Source organism: Streptomyces sp. NPDC126499, assembly GCF_040302485.1.
In the GTDB taxonomy this organism is placed as follows: domain Bacteria; phylum Actinomycetota; class Actinomycetes; order Streptomycetales; family Streptomycetaceae; genus Streptomyces.
This window is the reverse complement of sequence record NZ_JBEOUO010000022.1, coordinates 25,874-42,910: the sequence shown is the minus strand read 5'-3', so window position 1 is coordinate 42,910 and position 17,037 is coordinate 25,874. Positions and strand designations below refer to the sequence as shown.

At 74.0% G+C, this 17,037-nt stretch carries 16 protein-coding genes and 2 pseudogenes; 9 read left to right on the top strand and 9 right to left on the bottom strand.

All coding sequences use genetic code 11. The features are described from left to right. Positions 1-5: 5 nt before the first annotated feature. From ABTZ91_RS26940 to ABTZ91_RS26930, 3 genes and pseudogenes are all read right to left on the bottom strand, one after another. Positions 6-395 (bottom strand): GtrA family protein, encoded by a 390-nt coding sequence (locus ABTZ91_RS26940; protein WP_352079898.1) that lies wholly within the window; start codon positions 393-395, stop codon positions 6-8. Between the two features lie 185 nt (positions 396-580). Next, positions 581-1,543, bottom strand: a complete 963-nt coding sequence (locus ABTZ91_RS26935; RefSeq protein ID WP_407078030.1) for a decaprenyl-phosphate phosphoribosyltransferase — start codon at positions 1,541-1,543, stop codon at positions 581-583. A gap of 223 nt (positions 1,544-1,766) precedes the next feature. Next, positions 1,767-2,285, bottom strand: a pseudogene (locus ABTZ91_RS26930) (phosphatase PAP2 family protein); the annotation flags it as partial. 184 nt (positions 2,286-2,469) lie between these two features. On the opposite strand from ABTZ91_RS26930, the gene ABTZ91_RS26925 reads away from it, so the two are divergent. Together ABTZ91_RS26925 and ABTZ91_RS26920 are read left to right on the top strand one after the other, a co-directional pair. Further along, complete coding sequence (locus ABTZ91_RS26925; protein ID WP_352079826.1) at positions 2,470-3,846, top strand: FAD-binding oxidoreductase; 1,377 nt, start codon at positions 2,470-2,472, stop codon at positions 3,844-3,846. 9 nt (positions 3,847-3,855) lie between these two features. Further along, positions 3,856-4,611 carry a decaprenylphospho-beta-D-erythro-pentofuranosid-2-ulose 2-reductase gene (locus tag ABTZ91_RS26920; protein WP_352079825.1) on the top strand — a complete coding sequence of 252 codons (756 nt, stop codon included), beginning with the start codon at positions 3,856-3,858 and terminating at the stop codon, positions 4,609-4,611. A gap of 134 nt (positions 4,612-4,745) precedes the next feature. Here ABTZ91_RS26920 and ABTZ91_RS26915 read toward each other — a convergent pair whose 3' ends face one another. Further along, complete coding sequence (locus tag ABTZ91_RS26915; protein WP_352079824.1) at positions 4,746-5,342, bottom strand: 2'-5' RNA ligase family protein; 597 nt, start codon at positions 5,340-5,342, stop codon at positions 4,746-4,748. Between the two features lie 124 nt (positions 5,343-5,466). After that, positions 5,467-6,480 (bottom strand): tryptophan--tRNA ligase, encoded by a 1,014-nt coding sequence (gene trpS, locus ABTZ91_RS26910; RefSeq protein ID WP_352079823.1) that lies wholly within the window; start codon positions 6,478-6,480, stop codon positions 5,467-5,469. 56 nt (positions 6,481-6,536) lie between these two features. Here trpS and ABTZ91_RS26905 point away from each other — a divergent pair, with 56 nt between their 5' ends. The 4 genes from ABTZ91_RS26905 to ABTZ91_RS26890 all read left to right on the top strand — a co-directional run bounded on the left by ABTZ91_RS26905 (position 6,537) and on the right by ABTZ91_RS26890 (position 10,291). Then, positions 6,537-7,145, top strand: coding sequence for a sigma-70 family RNA polymerase sigma factor (locus tag ABTZ91_RS26905; RefSeq protein ID WP_352079822.1), 609 nt, complete (start codon positions 6,537-6,539; stop codon positions 7,143-7,145). Continuing rightward, the gene (locus ABTZ91_RS26900) at positions 7,138-7,932 is read left to right on the top strand and encodes a hypothetical protein (RefSeq protein WP_352079821.1); all 795 of its coding nucleotides are present in this window, start codon (positions 7,138-7,140) and stop codon (positions 7,930-7,932) included. The genes ABTZ91_RS26905 and ABTZ91_RS26900 overlap by 8 nt, the downstream gene beginning before the upstream one ends. Positions 7,933-8,209: 277 nt before the next feature. Next, on the top strand, positions 8,210-9,415 hold the full coding sequence (rocD, locus tag ABTZ91_RS26895; protein WP_352079820.1) for an ornithine--oxo-acid transaminase: 1,206 nt from the start codon (positions 8,210-8,212) through the stop codon (positions 9,413-9,415). 162 nt (positions 9,416-9,577) lie between these two features. Then, positions 9,578-10,291 (top strand): polysaccharide deacetylase family protein, encoded by a 714-nt coding sequence (locus ABTZ91_RS26890; protein WP_352079819.1) that lies wholly within the window; start codon positions 9,578-9,580, stop codon positions 10,289-10,291. A 21-nt stretch (positions 10,292-10,312) separates the two neighbouring features. Here the strand turns inward: ABTZ91_RS26890 and ABTZ91_RS26885 are convergent, their stop codons facing one another. Beyond that, positions 10,313-11,503: a glutathionylspermidine synthase family protein gene (locus ABTZ91_RS26885; RefSeq protein WP_352079818.1), complete on the bottom strand. Its 1,191-nt coding sequence runs from the start codon at positions 11,501-11,503 to the stop codon at positions 10,313-10,315. An 8-nt stretch (positions 11,504-11,511) separates the two neighbouring features. Further along, positions 11,512-11,796 (bottom strand): hypothetical protein, encoded by a 285-nt coding sequence (locus ABTZ91_RS26880; protein WP_352079817.1) that lies wholly within the window; start codon positions 11,794-11,796, stop codon positions 11,512-11,514. Between the two features lie 132 nt (positions 11,797-11,928). On the opposite strand from ABTZ91_RS26880, the gene ABTZ91_RS26875 reads away from it, so the two are divergent. Continuing rightward, complete coding sequence (locus ABTZ91_RS26875; protein WP_352079896.1) at positions 11,929-12,768, top strand: hypothetical protein; 840 nt, start codon at positions 11,929-11,931, stop codon at positions 12,766-12,768. A gap of 150 nt (positions 12,769-12,918) precedes the next feature. Here the strand turns inward: ABTZ91_RS26875 and ABTZ91_RS26870 are convergent, their stop codons facing one another. Then, positions 12,919-14,337 (bottom strand): PLP-dependent aminotransferase family protein, encoded by a 1,419-nt coding sequence (locus ABTZ91_RS26870; RefSeq protein WP_352079816.1) that lies wholly within the window; start codon positions 14,335-14,337, stop codon positions 12,919-12,921. A 47-nt stretch (positions 14,338-14,384) separates the two neighbouring features. Between ABTZ91_RS26870 and ABTZ91_RS26865 the strand changes: the two genes are divergently transcribed. Together ABTZ91_RS26865 and ABTZ91_RS26860 are read left to right on the top strand one after the other, a co-directional pair. Next, a complete protein-coding gene (locus ABTZ91_RS26865; RefSeq protein ID WP_352079815.1) occupies positions 14,385-14,909 on the top strand; it encodes a carboxymuconolactone decarboxylase family protein in 525 nt (174 codons plus the stop codon). After that, a pseudogene (locus ABTZ91_RS26860) lies at positions 14,906-15,708 on the top strand (isocitrate lyase/phosphoenolpyruvate mutase family protein). The gene ABTZ91_RS26865 and the pseudogene ABTZ91_RS26860 overlap by 4 nt, the downstream one beginning before the upstream one ends. A 221-nt stretch (positions 15,709-15,929) precedes the next feature. Here the strand turns inward: ABTZ91_RS26860 and ABTZ91_RS26855 are convergent. Further along, positions 15,930-16,919: a malate dehydrogenase gene (locus tag ABTZ91_RS26855; RefSeq protein WP_352079814.1), complete on the bottom strand. Its 990-nt coding sequence runs from the start codon at positions 16,917-16,919 to the stop codon at positions 15,930-15,932. Positions 16,920-17,037 lie beyond the last annotated feature (118 nt).

Genomic DNA, 17,037 nt, shown 5'->3' with positions numbered 1-17,037 from the left:
CTCCCTCAGGCGGCGGGGTTCTTCCGGAACACAAGGGTCCGCGTACCCCAGAATCGCAGACAGGTCGCCAGGAACATGCCCACGCCGAGTCCTGACACCGTGTCGGCGCGGGCGGAGGTGAGCCCGAGGCCGTGATGGGAGACGGCGAGGCAGAGCAGCTGGACGGCGGCGCCCGCGAGGTTCACGGCGAAGAAGGCGGCGTACTCGCGCAGGGCGGGCGTGGCGCGGCGGCGGTAGGTGCCGAGGGCGTTGCCGAGGTACGCGACGGTGCAGCCGGCCACGAAGGAGCAGACCTTGGCGGCGATCGGGTCCTGCCCGAGGGCGGCCCGCAGCCACAGGAAGACGCCCAGGTCGACGGCGTAGGCCACGGCCCCGACGGCGAGGAAGCCGAGCACCTCGCGCGGACCGGGGCGGGTGCCGGGGCGGCCGGCGGGACGGCCGGCGGGGCGGTCACCGGGACGGCCGGCGGTGGGGTCGGCGGGACGGTCACCGGGACGGTCGGCGGTGGGATCGGCGGGACGGCTGCCGATGCGGCCATCGGGGCGGCCGTCGGTGCGCCGTGTGTCCGGGGAACGCCCGGTCACAGGTCCGCGACCGCCATGCCGTACATCGCCGCCCACACCAGCCCGATGACGGCGAGGGGGCGGTCGCGCAGGACGACGTCCTCGGGTTCGCCCGCCGTGCCGCGGTCGGCGAAGACGGCGTAGCGCAGCACGGCGAGGACGAAGGCGACGACGGAGAGCTGACGCCACGGCAGCAGCGAGCCGGCGGCCACGCCACCGCTCTCCAGGGCCCACAGGCAGTAGCCGAGGACGGCGACCCCGGCCGCCAGCTGCCAGACGAAGCGGAGGTAGCCGGTCGTGTACTGCGTGAGCAGCGCCCGGGTCGCGCCGTCGGCGGTCTCCATCTGCACGGCCTCGGAGTAGCGCTTGGCCGCGACCATGAAGAGCGCGCCGAAGCCCGTGGTGATGAGGAACCAGCGCGAGAGCGGGATCCCGAGCGCGATCCCGCCGATCATCGCGCGCATGAGGAAGCCGGTGGTGACGACGGTGAGGTCGACGACGAGGACGTGCTTGAGGCGGACGCAGTAGGCGAGTTGCATCGCGAGGTACGCGGTCAGGAGCAGCGCCGTCATCGCGTTGCACAGCACGGCGCTCGCGACCGCCGCCCCGAGGCCGAGCACGGTGCCGGTGACGTACGCGAGGGGTACGGGGACGAGCCCCGCGGCGACGGGGCGGTGCCGTTTCACGGGGTGGGCGCGGTCGGCCTCGGCGTCGCGGGCGTCGTTGACCAGGTAGACGGCGGAGGCGGCGGCCGTGAACAGGGCGAAGACGAGGCCGAGTCGGGCCGCGCCGGACCAGGAGGCGAGCTGGCCCGCGGCGAGGGGCGCCGCGAGGACGAGGGTGTTCTTCACCCACTGGCGCGGCCGGGCGGTCCGCACGAGCCCCCGGGCGACGGCGAGGGCTCCTGGGCGCCCCGGCGCCTGGCGCGCGACGGCGGGCTCCGGGGCGAGGACGGCGAGCCCGGTGGTGCGCTCAGCCACGGCGGCCTCCGGTGCGAGCGGGGGGTGTCGGTGGCGGGGGCGGGGGCGTCGGGACCGCGTGCGGGGCTGTCGGAGCCGGGGCCGTCAAGGCCGACGCCGACGGGGCCGTCACGGTCAGGGGCTGGCCTGGCGTCGGGTGCGGGGCCGCCAAGGCCCGCCGGGCCGAGACGGCCCAGGCGGCCCAGATGGACTCGGTGCCCCCAGCGGGCCGGGCCGGCGCGGCCCCCGCCCGTACCCACGCGCGGCCCGCCGCCGCCGTGACGGCGCCCAGCAGCGCGCCCGCGGCGACGTCCGTCGGGTAGTGCACGCCGACGACGAGGCGGGAGAGGCACATCGCGGCGGCGGCCGGGACGGCGACGTGCCGGGCGGGCGGGTACAGGGCGCCGAAGGCGACGGCGGCCGCCGCGGCGGAGCCGGCGTGCGCGCTGGGAAAGGAATGCCGGCCGAGGGTGCGCACCAGCGGCGCGTACGTCTCGGCGCACGGCCGGGGCCTTCGTACGACCCGCTTGACGACCGATCCGGCCAGGTGCGCGCCGCCGACCAGGGCGGTGGCGCGCAGCCAGCCGGCGCGGCGCGGCGGGTCAAGGGCGGCGGCGGTGAGCCCGGCGGCGAGCCAGAGCGCCGCGTGTTCGCCGCCGTGCGAGAGCGCGCGGGCGGCGGCGGCCACGGCGGGGCGCCGCCCGCAGGCCCGCAGCGCGGCCAGGGTCCGATGGTCGGCCACGGTCCAGTCCCGGTGCCGCATGAGTGTCGCCCGCCTCCCCGTACTGCCGTGTGCTGCCGTTGCGCTGCGTCAACCACGGGCGACTCTGACGCCCTCAGGTGTCGTACGGCTCGGGACTCTTTCCTGACACTCGTTTAATCACCCATTTCGACGAACCGCCCACCAATCCCGGCATAACCGACAGTCGCGACGATACGGTCAGCTCATGGCAGCCGACACACACGTCGACGAGGACTTCGACACCCTCACCGGCTGGGGCCGCACCGCCCCCACCCTCGCCCGCGTGATCCGCCCCCGCACGTACGAGGAGGCCGCCGCCGCCGTCCGCGCGTGCGGTGCCCGCGGGTCGATCGCGCGCGGGCTCGGCCGGGCCTACGGCGACGCCGCCCAGAACGCCGGCGGCGCCGTGCTCGACATGACCGGGCTCGCCCGGATCCGCGCCGTCGACGCCGAGGCCGGGCTCGTCGTCTGCGACGCGGGCGTCAGCCTGCACCACCTGATGGAGGCGCTGCTGCCGCTCGGCTGGTTCGTGCCCGTCACCCCCGGCACGCGGTACGTGACCGTCGGCGGAGCGCTCGGCGCCGACATCCACGGCAAGAACCACCACGTCTCCGGCTCCTTCTCGCGGCACGTCGTCTCCCTGGACCTGCTCACCGCCGACGGGGAGCTGCGGACGGTCGTCCCCGGCACGCCGCTGTTCGAGGCGACCGCCGGCGGCATGGGCCTGACCGGGGTGATCCTGTCGGTCACCCTGCGGCTGCTGCCCGTCGAGACCTCCCTGATGAGCGTCGACACCGAACGCGCCAGCGATCTCGACGACCTGATGGCCCGTCTCACCGAGGGCGACCACCGCTACCGCTACTCCGTCGCCTGGATCGACCTGCTCGCGCGCGGCGCCTCGACCGGCCGCGCCGTCCTCACCCGCGGCGACCACGCCCCGTACGACGCCCTGCCGGTGCGCGCCCGCCGGGCCCGCCGCGCGCCGCTCGCCTTCCGGCCGGGGCAGCTGCCGGCGGCCCCCGCGTACGTCCCCGAGGGGCTGCTCGGCCGCACGGGCGTGAGCCTGTTCAACGAGCTCTGGTACCGCAAGGCCCCCCGCCGCTCCACCGGCCGCCTCCAGCGGCTCTCGTCCTTCTTCCACCCCCTCGACGGGGTGCCGCACTGGAACCGGCTGTACGGGCGCGGTGGCTTCGTGCAGTACCAGTTCGTCGTCGGGTACGGGCAGGAGGAGACCCTGCGCCGGGTCGTACGGCGGATCGCGACCCGGGGCTGCCCGTCCTTCCTCGCCGTACTGAAGCGCTTCGGCGAGGCCGATCCCGGCTGGCTGTCCTTCCCGCTGCCCGGCTGGACCCTCGCCCTCGACATCCCGGCCTCGCTCAGCGGCCTCGGCGCCTTCCTGGACGAGCTGGACGAGGAGGTCGTCGCCGCCGGCGGCCGGGTGTACCTCGCCAAGGACTCGCGGCTGCGGCCGGAGCTGCTCGCCGCGATGTACCCGCGGCTCGCCGACTTCCGCGAGCTGCGCGCCGCCCTCGACCCGCGGTCCGTCTTCGTCTCGGACCTGGCCCGCCGTCTCGACCTCTAGGAGATCGCCGTGAAGGACGCCTTCGGCGCCCCCCAGTCCCTGCTCGTTCTCGGCGGCACCTCCGAGATCGGGCTCGCCACCGCCCGCCGGCTGATCGCCCGCCGCACCCGCACGGTGTGGCTGGCCGGCCGCCCCTCCCCCGCCCTGACCGCCGCCGCGGAGTCGCTGCGCGCGCTCGGCGCGGACGTGCGGACCGTGCCGTTCGACGCCCTGGACACCGAGTCCCACGAGGAACGGCTCGGCAAGCTCTTCGCGGAGGGCGACATCGACATGGTGCTGCTCGCCTTCGGCGTCCTCGGCGACCAGGCGCGCGACGAGGCCGACCCGCTCGCCGCCGTCCGGGTCGCCCAGACCAACTACACGGGCGCCGTCTCGGCCGGTCTGGTCTGCGCGCAGGCCCTCCAGGCGCAGGGGCACGGCTCGCTCGTGGTGCTGTCGTCGGTGGCGGGCGAGCGGGCCCGGCGGGCGAACTTCATCTACGGCTCCTCGAAGGCCGGCCTGGACGCCTTCGCGCAGGGCCTCGGGGACGCGCTGCACGGCACCGGGGTGCACGTGATGGTGGTGCGGCCCGGCTTCGTCCGCTCGAAGATGACCGAGGGGTTGGAGGAGGCGCCGCTCGCGACCACCCCGGAGGCGGTCGCGACGGCGATCGAGCTGGGGCTGCGGCGCCGCTCGGAGACGGTGTGGGTGCCGGGCGCGCTACGGATGGTGATGTCGGCCCTGCGCCACGTGCCGAGGCCGCTGTTCCGCCGCCTGCCGGTGTAGGCCGCCGCGCCTGCCGGGTGCGGTCCGCCCGCCGGGCGGGGCGACACCTCCCGTACGGCCTCGTCAGCCGGGCCGGCCGGGCCCTTCCGTACAGCCTCGCCAGCCGGCCGACCGGACCGTCCCGTACGGCCTCGTCAGCCGGCGGGAGAGGCGGCGGGGCTCTCGACCGGGCTGCCGCCCTGCGCCGGGACGGCCGAGGCGGGGCGGCCGCTGCCGAACTCGTAGTCGTACAGTTTGCGCCACACCGCGTCGGCGCCCTGCTCGTACAGCGCGAAGGAGCGGCAGGTCCACTGCGCCGTGTAACCGGCCAGTTCCTCGAAGGCGCGGTCCATCGCCTCGTCGGGGATGCCGTGGGCGACGGTGACGTGCGGGTGGTACGGGAACTGCAGCTCGCGCGGGACCGGGCCCGCCTCGTCGCGGATGCGCTGCTGGAGCCGGTCGCAGCCGAGGGCGCCCTCGGCGAGCTTCACGAAGACGACCGGGGACAGCGGCCGGAACGTTCCGGTGCCTTCCAGACGCATCGCGAAGGGGTCGCTGACCGCGGCGATCGCGGCGAGGTGCTCCCCGATCTCGGGCAGCCGCTCCTGGTCGACCTCGGTCGGCGGGAGCAGCGTGACGTGCGTGGGAATGCCGTGCGCGGCGGGATCCCCGAAGCCCGCGCGCCGCTCCTGGAGCAGGCTGCCGTGAGGCTCCGGGACCGCGATCGAGACGCCGATCGTTACGGTCCCCACTCGTTCTCCTCCATCGTCCGTCGTGCGTCGTCGTCCGTCGTGCGTCGTCGTCCGTCGAAACCCGTGTGGTGGTGCAGCCGCCAGTGTGCGGCCTGCACCACCTTTTCGGCCAGGGTCCTCGGACTCAGTGCTTGGCGGGCAGGAAGCCCACCTTCTCGTACGTCTGCGCCAGGGTCTCCGCGGCGACCGCCCGCGCCTTCTCGGCGCCCTTGGCCAGGACCGAGTCCAGCGTCTCGGGGTCGTCCAGGTATTCCTGGGTGCGGGTCCGGAACGGCGTGACGAAGTCCACCATGACCTCGGCCAGGTCGGTCTTGAGGGCGCCGTACATCTTGCCCTCGTAGCTCTTCTCCAGGTCGGCGATCGACGTGTCGGTGAGCACGGACATGATCGTCAGGAGGTTGGAGACGCCGGCCTTGTTCTCCGGGTCGAAGCGGATGACCGTGTCGGTGTCCGTGACCGCGCTCTTGACCTTCTTCGCGGTCGTCTTCGGGTCGTCGAGCAGGTTGATGAGGCCCTTCGGCGTGGACGCCGACTTGCTCATCTTGATCGCCGGGTCCTGGAGGTCGTAGATCTTCGCCGTCTCCTTGAGGATGTACGGCGCCGGGATCGTGAACGTGTCGCCGAAGCGGCCGTTGAACCGCTCCGCGAGGTCGCGGGTCAGCTCGATGTGCTGGCGCTGGTCCTCGCCGACCGGGACCTCGTTCGCCTGGTAGAGCAGGATGTCGGCGACCTGGAGGATCGGGTACGTGAAGAGGCCGACGGTGGCGCGGTCGGCGCCCTGCTTGGCGGACTTGTCCTTGAACTGGGTCATGCGGGAGGCCTCGCCGAAGCCGGTGAGGCAGTTCATGACCCAGCCGAGCTGCGCGTGCTCGGGGACGTGGCTCTGGACGAAGAGGGTGCAGCGCTCCGGGTCGAGGCCGGCGGCGAGCAGCTGGGCGGCCGCGAGCCGGGTGTTGGCGCGCAGCTCCGCGGGGTCCTGCGGGACCGTGATCGCGTGCAGGTCCACCACCATGTAGAAGGCGTCGTGGGACTCCTGCAGCGCGACCCACTGACGCACCGCACCGAGGTAGTTGCCGAGGTGGAACGAGCCTGCCGTGGGCTGGATTCCGGAGAGCACGCGAGGACGTTCAGAGGCCATGCCCATCATTCTCTCAGGTGTGGGAACCGATCCCGGACTGCCGGTGTATCAGAGGTGTGAGGACGCGGGAGGGGACCCGGGAGGGGGGCCTGGTCGTCGACGAGGCCGAGGCCGTGGTGATCGCACGCGTGCGCGCCGGAGAGCCGGAGGCGTACGCGGAGCTGGTCCGCGCCCACACCGGGGTCGCGCTGCGGGCGGCGGTGGCCTGTGGGGCGGGCGCGGACGCGGAGGACGTGGTGCAGCAGGCCTTCTTCAAGGCGTACCGCTCGCTGGGGCGCTTCAAGGAAGGGGCGTCGTTCCGGCCGTGGCTGCTGAGCATCGTGGCCAATGAGACGAGGAACACACTGCGCTCGGCGGGCCGGCAGCGGGCGGTGGCGGGCCGGGAGGCGGAGCTGCTGGCGGGCGAGCCGCTGATACCGGAGGGCGCCGACCCCGCGGTGGCGGCGGAGGAGCACGAGCGGCGGCGGCAGCTGCTTGCGGCGCTCGACGGGCTCGGCGAGGAGCACCGCCTGGTGGTGGTCCACCGCTATCTGCTGGAGATGGACGAGGGGGAGACGGCCGCGGCGCTGGGCTGGCCGCGGGGGACGGTGAAGTCCCGGCTGAGCCGGGCGCTGAAGAAGCTGGGAGCGCGGCTTCCGGAGGAAGGGGGTGAGGAGCATGGGTGACCGGGACGGCGGGCTGCCGGAGGAGCTGCGGGAACTGGGGCGCCGGCTGCGGGTGCCGGACGTGGACGGCGAGACGATGGCCGAGCGGGTGCTGGCCCAGCTGCTCGCCGAGCAGGTGCCCCCGCCCGCTCCGCCCCCGCGCCGCTTCGCCTGGCTGCGGGACCGCTGGAAGCGGCTGCTCGCCGCGCTGTCCGGGCTGCTGGTGGTGCTGGTGCTGACGCCGCCGGTGCGGGCCGGGGTGGTCGAGTGGCTGGGCTTCGGCGGGGTCGACGTGCGGTACGAGCCGGGTGCGCGGCCCGCGCCGGGGGCCGCGGTGCCGGGCTGCCCGGACCGGGGCGCGGGGACGGGGCTCGCGGAGGCCGGGCGGAGGGCCGGGTTCGCGCCGGTGCTGCCGGGGGCGCTCGGCGCGCCGGACGGGGTGGCGGTCACGGGGGTCAGACCGCGCGCGGTGGTCGGCCTGTGCTGGCGGGCCGGCGAGGGGAAGGAGAAGGGGAGCGCGGTGCGGCTCGACGTGTTCCCGGGCCGGCTCGACCTGGGCTTCGCGAAGTCGGTGCGATCGCCTCCGGAGTGGGTGGCGCTGCCGGACGGGACGGAGGCGTACTGGTTCGCCCGGCCGCATCTGCTGACCTTCCCGATGACGGACGCGGCCGGCGGGAGCTGGACCGCTTCGACCCGCACGGCGGGCCCCACGCTCCTGTGGACGAGGAGCGGAGGTGCGCTGACCTTCCGCCTGGAGGGGGTGACGGACCGGGAGGAGGCGATACGGATCGCGGGCTCGGTGCGGTAGGGCCGGGTCGTTCCGGGCGGTGCCGTCGCCCCTGGCGTTCCGCCCTCCGGGACGGGGCCGCGGCCCGTACGCCGGTCGCCGTGGTGCTGTCACCTCGGCCGTGGGTCACCGCGGCCGTGCGTCACCGTCGCCGTGTTGTCACCTCGGCCGTGTTGTCACCGTCCTCGTGTTTTCACCGTGTCGGGCGCGCCGTCGCGCAGGTTTCCCCGTCCGGTATCCGAGCGACGATAAGAAAGGGAGCCACACCCGCTCCTGCCGCAGGACGAACGGAGATCCCGTGTCGAGGACGCAAGACGAGATCGCTGCCGCGGACGCGCACAGCGCCCACAACTACCACCCGCTGCCCGTGGTGGTCGCCACCGCCGAAGGGGCGTGGATGACCGATGTCGAGGGACGCCGCTTCCTCGACATGCTCGCCGGGTACTCGGCGCTGAACTTCGGCCATGGCAACCGGCGTCTCATCGACGCCGCCAGAGCCCAGCTGGAGCGGGTGACGCTCACCTCGCGCGCCTTCCAGCACGACCGGTTCGCCGAGTTCTGCGCGCGCCTGGCCGAGCTGTGCGGCAAGGAGATGGTGCTGCCGATGAACACGGGGGCGGAGGCCGTGGAGACGGCGGTGAAGACCGCCCGCAAGTGGGGGTACGAGGTGAAGGGCGTGCCCGACGGGCACGCGAAGATCGTGGTGGCGGCCAACAACTTCCACGGCCGGACCACGACGATCGTCAGCTTCTCCACGGACCACGAGGCGCGGGACCACTACGGCCCCTACACGCCGGGGTTCGAGATCGTGCCGTACGGGGACCTGACCGCGCTGGAGAGGGCGGTCACGGAGAACACGGTGGCGGTGCTGCTCGAACCGATCCAGGGCGAGGCCGGGGTCCTGGTCCCGCCGGCCGGATATCTGCGCGGGGTGCGGGAGCTGACGGCCCGGCGGAACGTGCTGTTCATGGCGGACGAGATCCAGTCGGGCCTGGGCCGTACGGGGAAGACCTTCGCCTGCGAGCACGAGGACGTGGTGCCGGACGTCTACATCCTGGGCAAGGCGCTCGGCGGCGGCGTCGTGCCGGTGTCGGCGGTGGTCGCGGACGCGGACGTGCTCGGTGTGTTCCGGCCCGGGGAGCACGGGTCGACGTTCGGCGGCAATCCGCTGGCCTGCGCGGTGGGCCTGGAGGTGATCGCGATGCTGCGCACCGGCGAGTACCAGCAGCGGGCGACCGAGCTGGGCGAGCACCTGCACGCGGAGCTGGGCCTGCTGGTGGGCGGCGGGGCCGTGGAGGCGGTCCGTGGGCGCGGCCTGTGGGCGGGCGTGGACATCACCCCCGCGAAGGGCACGGGACGGGAGATCTCGGAGCGGCTGATGGAGCGGGGCGTGCTGGTGAAGGACACCCACGGCTCGACGATCCGCATCGCTCCACCCCTGGTGATCGGCAAGGAGGACCTGGACTGGGGCCTGGAGCAACTGCGCGCGGTTCTGTCGGCCTGAGGCCGGGCGCCCGCCGTTCGACGGGACGCCGTCCGAGCCGGGCGGCGGGCGCGGATGCGCGGCGTCCGGTTCGGGTGGCGGGCGGCGGATGCGCGGCGTCCGGTTCGGGTGGCTCAACTCGGCCCATTGACACCCCAGTTGGTCTAGGCCAATGTTGCGGCCATGTCGAGCCCCCGCCCGCCGAGGCCCCGTCCGCGCCGCCGCGCCCTGCGCGCCGCGCTCGCCGCCCTCGTGCCCGTCTCGCTGCTGGGCACGTGCGCCGGCTCCGCGCACGCCGTGCCGAAGGCGGCCTGGCCCGAGCCCGTGGCGGTCGTCTCCCGCGTGGAGACGACCGACCCGGTCGTCTTCGTCACCCTCGACGACGGCTGGAACCACGACCCGGCCGCCGCGAAGCTGCTGCTCGACCGCCGGGTCCCCGCCTCGCTGTTCCTGCTGCCGGGCGCGTACGCGTACGACTCCGGCTACTTCCACACCCTGCTCGACCAGGGCCCCTCCCGCGTCGAGAACCACACCGTGAGCCACCCGGACCTCACCGCCCTCGACGCCGCCGGACAGAAGGCCGAGGTCTGCGGGGCGCGCGAGGCGCACCTGGCAGAGTTCGGCGACGGCCCGCGCCTGCTGCGGCCGCCCTACGGCGCGTACGACGCCACGACCCGGACGACCGCCCGCGCCTGTGGCGCGAAGGCCGTGGTGACCTGGACCCACGACCTGACGACCTGGGGCACCGACCCCGTACCGATGCCCCGGCTGAAGGCGGGCGACATCGTCCTGCTGCACTTCAACGGCACCGTCGAGCAGGACCTCCGCCGTGTCCTGGACGCGGCGGAGGCGGCCGGTCTGAGGCCGGCCCCGCTGCGGGGCTACGTCGGCGAGTAGGCCCCGCGCCGTACCCCCGGGTCAGAGGATGACGTGCGGGACGAAGCGGGCGTACTCGTCCGTGACGAGCCCCGCCGACTCGCGGATGCCGAGCCCGGCCGCCTCGTCGCCGACCGTCCACGCGCCGAGCACCACCCGGTTTCCGTCGAAGTCGGGCAGTGGGGCCAGCTCCTGGTAGCAGCAGGGCTCCTCGCGCCGTACCGGCTCGGCGCCCGGCTCGTGGAGGGTGACGCCGGCGCCCTCGCGGCCGAGCAGCGGCTTGGCGACATAGCCGGGGCCGCCGGCGGCGGCGAGATCGCGCGGCCCGTCGAGGTAGGCGGGCAGCAGGTTGGGGTGGCCCGGGTTCAGCTCCCACAGGATCGCGAGCAGCGCCTTGTTGGACAGGAGCATCTTCCAGGCGGGCTCGATCCAGCAGGTGGTGCCGGTGCCGCCGCCGTTGTCGAGGGTGTCGAGGACGTACGGGCCGAAGCGGTCCGTGGTCAGCCACTCCCACGGATAGAGCTTGAAGCAGGCCCGGATGAACCGCAGCCGGTCGTCGACGAAACGGCCGGAGATCCGGTCCCAGCCGATCCGCTCGACGGAGAGCGCCTCCGTGTCGAGACCGGCCTGCTGGGCGGTCTCGCGCAGATACGCGACGGTCATCAGGTCCTCGCCGAGCTCGTCGCCCTCGGAGTGCACGAAGTGCACCGGGCTGCCGGGCGGCAGCAGGTGCGCCTGCCGCTTCCAGGCGTCGACGAGCCGTTCGTGGAGGGAGTTCCACTGGTCGGCGCCGGGGAAGCGCTCCTCCATCCAGAACCACTGCGGGCTCGCGGCCTCCACCAGGGAGGTGGGCGTGTCGGCGTTGTACTCCAGCATCTTGGCCGGGCCCGTACCGTCGTAGCGGAGGTCGAAGCGGCCGTAGAGGGTGGGGAGTTCGGCCCGGCGGCGCCATGCCTCGGCGACCTTGGCGGCGAGACGGGGATCGGTGATGCCGAGCTCGGCGAAACGATCCTTCTCGACGATGTGGGCCGCCGCCGCCAGACACAGGGCGTGCAGCTCCTCGACGACCTCCTCCAGGGCCTCGACCTCGGGCAGGCTGAAGGAGTAGTAGGCGCTCTCGTCCCAGTAGGGGCGCAGCGAGCCGTCGGGGTAGCGGGTCAGCGGATAGATCAGCCCCTGCTCCTCGACCGTCTGCTGCCAGCCGGGGCGGGGCTCGATGGTGTGGCGCTCCATGGCGGGGATCAGCCGCCGGAGGAGGAGGATCCGCCGCCGAAGCCGCCGCTGTCGACGGCCGACTTGTCGAAGCTGCCGCCGCTGGCGCGCCCGCCGCTGACCGAGCCGCCGTAGTAGTAGCGGCCGGACGTGGACGAGCCGTCGCCGTCGGACTCGCACTTGTAGTCCGGGAGTTCCTTGTAGGTCACCGGGTCGACGCAGCGGCGGTCGGGTTCCGAGCCGCACGCGGTGAGCGTGGCCGCGAGCACGCTCACGCCGCCGAGCACCACCGTGCCGGACCTCAGTCTGCGCATGTCCCGTTCTCCCCTGTCCGCCCTGTCCGCCCGGCGACGCCGCGCGTGCCTGGTTGCGATCGCACAGTGTAGGCCCGGTGTGAAGGGGCGCCCGCGCCCCGTCGCACTAGAGTCCCTTTCGTGCTTCTTGGGATGGTGTGCGCACTGGCCTCCGCGCTCTGCTTCGGCGCCGCGTCGGTGTTCCAGGCGCTCGGCGCCCGTGCCGCCGTGCCGGGCACGGGCGGCGGGGTCGACGTCGCCCTGATGTGGCGGGCGCTGCGGCAGTGGCGGTACGTGGCCGGGCTCGGCATGGACGGTCTGGGCTTCCTGCTCCAGATCGTCGCCCTGCGGACGCTGCCCATCTACGTGGTGGGGGCGTCGCTCGCGGCCAGTCTCGCCGTGACGGCGGTCATCGCCTCCCGGCTGCTCGGGGTGCGGCTTCGCCGGGTCGAGTGGGCGGCGGTCGTGGTGGTGTGCCTCGGGCTCGCGATGCTGGCGCTCGCCTCCGGCAAGGAGGGGCACGAGCACCCCGGTGCCGCGCTGGAGTGGGGGCTGCTGGCGGCGGCCTTCGGCGTGCTGCTCGCCGGCGCGGCGGCGGGGCGCCTGCCGGGACGGCCGCGCGCGCTGACGCTGGGGCTCGCGGGTGGCTTCGGCTTCGGCGTGGTCGAGGTCGCGGTCCGCCTGATCGACGGAGCCGACCTGGCCGACCCCGCCCTCTTCGCCCTCCTCCTCGGCGGCGGCGCGGCCTACCTGCTCTACACCTCCGCCCTCCACAGCGGCTCGGTCACCACCGCGACGGCGGGCCTCGTCCTCGGCGAAACGATCGGCCCCGCCCTCGCCGGCGTCGCCTGGCTCGGCGACCGCACCCGCCCCGGCCTCACCTGGCTCGCCGTCCTCGGCTTCATCCTCGCGGTCACGGGCTCTCTGACCCTGGCCCGCTTCGGCGAGCCCCCGACGGGGGGACGGGCGGCGGGGGCGGGCGGCGGCCGGTGACGGGCCCGTCGGCGTGCCGCCGCACGACAAAGCCCCGCCCGGCTCCCGAACGAGGAGGGGCGGGCCCTCGGAGCTTCAGACGTCGAGCTCGCCGTCCTTGACGCCCGCGATGAACGAGGAGAACACGGCGGCGGGCGGGGCGCTTTCGCGTCACGGCTCCGGCAGGGCCCGCATCAGCGCGTCCAGTGCCCCCGACCACGCGCTGTCCGGCGGTGTCGCGTAGCCGACGACCAGGGCGTCGATCGTCGGCGGGACGGTGGGGTGGCGGAAGCGGTTGACGCCCAGGAGGGCGAGGCCCTGGAAGGCGGCGGAGGTGAGGACCGAGGACTCGGTGCCGGCCGGGAGGCGGAGGACCGCGTGGAGCCCGGCGGCGATCCCGCTGACGCGGGTCGCGGGCGAACGGGCGGCGACCGCCTCCACCAGCTGGTCGCGGCGGCGCCGGTAGCGCAGCCGCATCGCGCGGACGTGCCGGTCGTAGGCCCCCGAGGCGAGGAACTCCGCGAAGGTCAGCTGGTCCGTCGCGCTGGACATCCAGTCGACCGTCCCCTTCGCCGCCGCCACCTCCTCGACGAGGTGCTCCGGCAGCACCATCCACGCCAGCCGGAGCCCCGGCGCGAGCGACTTGCTCGCGGTGCCCAGGTAGACCACCCGCTCCGGGTCGAGGCCCTGGAGCACGCCCACCGGCTGCCGGTCGTATCGGAACTCCCCGTCGTAGTCGTCCTCCAGGATCAGACCGCCCGCCGCCCGCGCCCAGTCGACCGCCGCCGCCCGCCGGTCGGGCAGCAGCGCACCGCCCAGCGGGAACTGGTGGGCGGGCGTCATCAGGACCGCCCCCACACCGGCCAGCTCCCCGGAGCCCAACTCCTCGGTGCGGGTGCCGTGTTCGTCCAGGGGCAGGGCGGGCATCCGGATGCCCGCGCGGCCCAGCAGGTCCCAGTGGATGTCGAGCCCGTACGACTCGACGGCCACCTCCCGCACGCCACGGGCCCGCAACACCTGCCCGATGAGCATCAGCCCGTGCACGAACCCCGAGCAGACGACGATCCGTTCCGGCGTCGCGTACACGCCCCGCGCCCTGGCCAGGTACTCGGCGAGCACGGTGCGCAGTTCGATCCGGCCGCGCGGGTCGCCATAGCCGAAGGCCTCGTGGGGCGCGGCCATGAGGGCCTTGCGGGAGGCCCTGAGCCATTCGGCGCGCGGGAAGGAGGCGAGGTCGGGGGTGCCGGGCCGCAGGTTGTACGTGGGCCTCCCGGTCGGCGGGGGCGAGGCGGGGGCCCGGTGCGGGGGTGTGGGAGAGCGTGGGACGGACCGCTGGGCCACCCGGGTCCCCGAGCCCTGCCGGGCCGTGAGCCACCCTTCGGCGACCAGCTCCGCGTACGCGTCGGCGACGGTGTTGCGGGCCACGCCCAGGTCGGCGGCGAGGGAACGCGAGGACGGCAGCCGTACGCCCGCCGCGAGCCGACCGCTGCGCACGGCCTCCCGCAGCGCGTCCATGAGCCCGTTGCGCAGCCCCTTCCCGGACAGCTCCAGATGCAGGTCGGAGCCGAAAGTGGCCCAGTCGTTCCCCATGGAAGTGGACCATACCCGGGCGCCACTCGGCCCGTACGGTCATCGTCATGACGAGCATCGCCCACGCACACCACCGGCCGCGGACCTCTGCCCCGTACGCCGCCGAACACCCGCCCCGGCTCGCCTTCGCCGAGCGGCACCCGGAGTTCTACAAGGCCATGGTCGGCCTGGAGATCGCCGCGTCGAGGCACATCGACCCGACGCTCTACGAGCTGATCAAGATCCGCGCCTCGCAGATCAACAACTGCGCGTTCTGCCTGGACATGCACAGCAAGGACGCGCTGGCGGCCGGGGAGAGCGTGCAGCGGATCGTCCAGCTGTCCGCCTGGCGCGAGTCGCGGCACTTCTACACCGAGCGCGAACTGGCCGCCCTCGCCCTGACCGAGGCCGTCACCGTCCTCACCGACGGCTTCGTCCCCGACGAGGTGTACGGGGAGGCCGCCGCGCACTTCGACGAGACCGAGCTCGCGCAGGTCATCGGCGCGATCACGGTCATCAACGCCTGGAACCGGATCGGCGTCACGACCCGTACGACGCCGGGTCACTACACCCCGGGCGCGTACAAGCGGTGAGCGACGCGGAGGCACCAAGGGCGGAGGGGGCAGGCGTCCAGGTGCTGCGGGCGCTGCACCTCGGCCGGGACGCCGACCGCCCGCTGGTCCTGCCCGGCCCGTGGGACGCGGCCTCCGCGCGGGTCCTCGAGCGGGCCGGGTTCCCGGCCCTGGCGGTCCCGAGCGCGGGCGTGGCGGCCGCGCTGGGCCACGAGGACGGCGAGATGCCGGCCGCGGAGATGTTCGCGGCCGTGGCGCGCATCGCCCGGGCCGTCTCCGTACCGGTCACCGCCGACGTCGAAGGCGGCTACGGCCTGCCCCCGAAGGAGCTGGTGCACCGGGTCCTGGAGACCGGCGCGGTCGGGGTGAACCTGGAGGACTCCGACCGTGCGCATGGGCTCAGGGACCCGGCCGCGCACGCGGACTTCCTCGCGGCGGTACGGGCGGAGGCCGGACCGGAGCTCTTCGTCAACGCGCGCGTGGACACGTATCTGTACGCGGACACCGCTGCGTCCGGGGACACCGCTGTGTACGGGGACACCGCTGTGCACGGGGACCCGGTGACCGCGGCGGTCGAGCGGGCCCTGCTCTACGAGGCGGCCGGCGCCGACTGCGTCTATCCGATCACGGCCCCGGCCGAGGACCTGCGGAGATCCGGGCGGCGGTCTCCGGACCGCTCAACTTCCTCTTCCGGCCCGGGGATCCGCCGTTCGCGGAGCTCGGGCGGCTCGGCGCGACCCGGATCACCTTCGGGCCGGGACTGCTGCTGCGCACCCTCGCGCACCTCGGTGAGCTGGCCGAGGACGTGCTCACGCCCTGACGGAGCGGACAGGGCCGGCGGACCGAAAGGAAGCCGGAAGGAAGCCGGAAGGAAGCCGAAAAGCCGAGAGGGAACGGACAGGAACGGCTTTTCGAAGCGGTAATCCGGCCGCGGCCGCGGGAAACGCACGGCGCCCCCGGCCGCTTGGGCCGGGGGCGCCGCGTACGGATCGAAGACCCGGTGAGCTCAGCGGCCTCCGCGGGTCGGCGGGGCCGGCGGGCTCAGATGAGGCCGAGCTCGCGCACCGCGTCGCGCTCCTCGGCGAGCTCCTTGACGGAGGCGTCGATGCGGGCGCGGGAGAACTCGTTGATGTCCAGGCCCTGGACGATCTCGTACTTGCCGTCCTTGCAGACGACCGGGAAGGAGGAGATCAGGCCCTCCGGGACGCCGTAGGAGCCGTCCGACGGAATGCCCATGGAGGTCCAGTCGCCCTCGCGGGTGCCGTTCACCCAGGTGTGGACGTGGTCGATGGCGGCGTTGGCGGCGGAGGCGGCGGAGGACGCGCCACGGGCCTCGATGATCGCGGCGCCGCGCTTGGCGACGGTCGGGATGAAGGTGTCGGCCAGCCACGCCTCGTCGTTCACGACCTCGGCGGCGTTCTTGCCGGCGATCTCCGCGTGGAAGATGTCCGGGTACTGGGTGGCGGAGTGGTTGCCCCAGATGGTGAGGCGCTTGATGTCCTCGACGGAGGCGCCGGTCTTCCGGGCCAGCTGCGACAGGGCGCGGTTGTGGTCCAGGCGGGTCATCGCGGTGAAGCGCTCGGCCGGGACGTCCGGGGCCGACTGCTGGGCGATGAGGGCGTTGGTGTTGGCCGGGTTGCCGACGACGAGGACCTTGATGTCGTCCGCGGCGTGGTCGTTGATGGCCTTGCCCTGCGGCTTGAAGATGCCGCCGTTCGCGGAGAGCAGGTCGCCGCGCTCCATGCCGGCGGTGCGCGGGCGGGCGCCGACGAGCAGGGCGATGTTGGCGCCCTCGAAGCCCTGGTTCGGGTCGTCGAAGATGTCGATGCCCTTGAGCAGCGGGAACGCGCAGTCGTCGAGCTCCATGGCGGTGCCCTCGGCGGCCTTGACGCCCTGCGGGATCTCGAGGAGGCGCAGCTTGACCGGCACGTCGGCGCCGAGCAGGTGGCCGGAGGCGATGCGGAAGAGCAGCGCGTAGCCGATCTGGCCGGCCGCGCCGGTCACGGTGACATTCACGGGAGTGCGGGTCATGGCGATCTCCGTAAGACAGCTGGCGGTGGGGGTCCCTGCCCCTGGTGGTGGGATAACCCCTCTTGATCGATCGGTGTCTCGACGTGAAGAGATATCCGGCGGTCAGGCTATCCGACCC

Coding starts and splice junctions, on each gene's coding strand:
- ABTZ91_RS26925 (WP_352079826.1), top strand. CDS start 2,470: ATGGCAGCCGACACACACGTCGACGAGGACTTCGACACCCTCACCGGC.
- trpS (WP_352079823.1), bottom strand. CDS start 6,480: ATGGCCTCTGAACGTCCTCGCGTGCTCTCCGGAATCCAGCCCACGGCA.
- ABTZ91_RS26900 (WP_352079821.1), top strand. CDS start 7,138: ATGGGTGACCGGGACGGCGGGCTGCCGGAGGAGCTGCGGGAACTGGGG.
- ABTZ91_RS26890 (WP_352079819.1), top strand. CDS start 9,578: ATGTCGAGCCCCCGCCCGCCGAGGCCCCGTCCGCGCCGCCGCGCCCTG.
- ABTZ91_RS26885 (WP_352079818.1), bottom strand. CDS start 11,503: ATGGAGCGCCACACCATCGAGCCCCGCCCCGGCTGGCAGCAGACGGTC.
- ABTZ91_RS26880 (WP_352079817.1), bottom strand. CDS start 11,796: ATGCGCAGACTGAGGTCCGGCACGGTGGTGCTCGGCGGCGTGAGCGTG.
- ABTZ91_RS26875 (WP_352079896.1), top strand. CDS start 11,929: ATGGTGTGCGCACTGGCCTCCGCGCTCTGCTTCGGCGCCGCGTCGGTG.
- ABTZ91_RS26870 (WP_352079816.1), bottom strand. CDS start 14,337: ATGGGGAACGACTGGGCCACTTTCGGCTCCGACCTGCATCTGGAGCTG.
- ABTZ91_RS26865 (WP_352079815.1), top strand. CDS start 14,385: ATGACGAGCATCGCCCACGCACACCACCGGCCGCGGACCTCTGCCCCG.
- ABTZ91_RS26855 (WP_352079814.1), bottom strand. CDS start 16,919: ATGACCCGCACTCCCGTGAATGTCACCGTGACCGGCGCGGCCGGCCAG.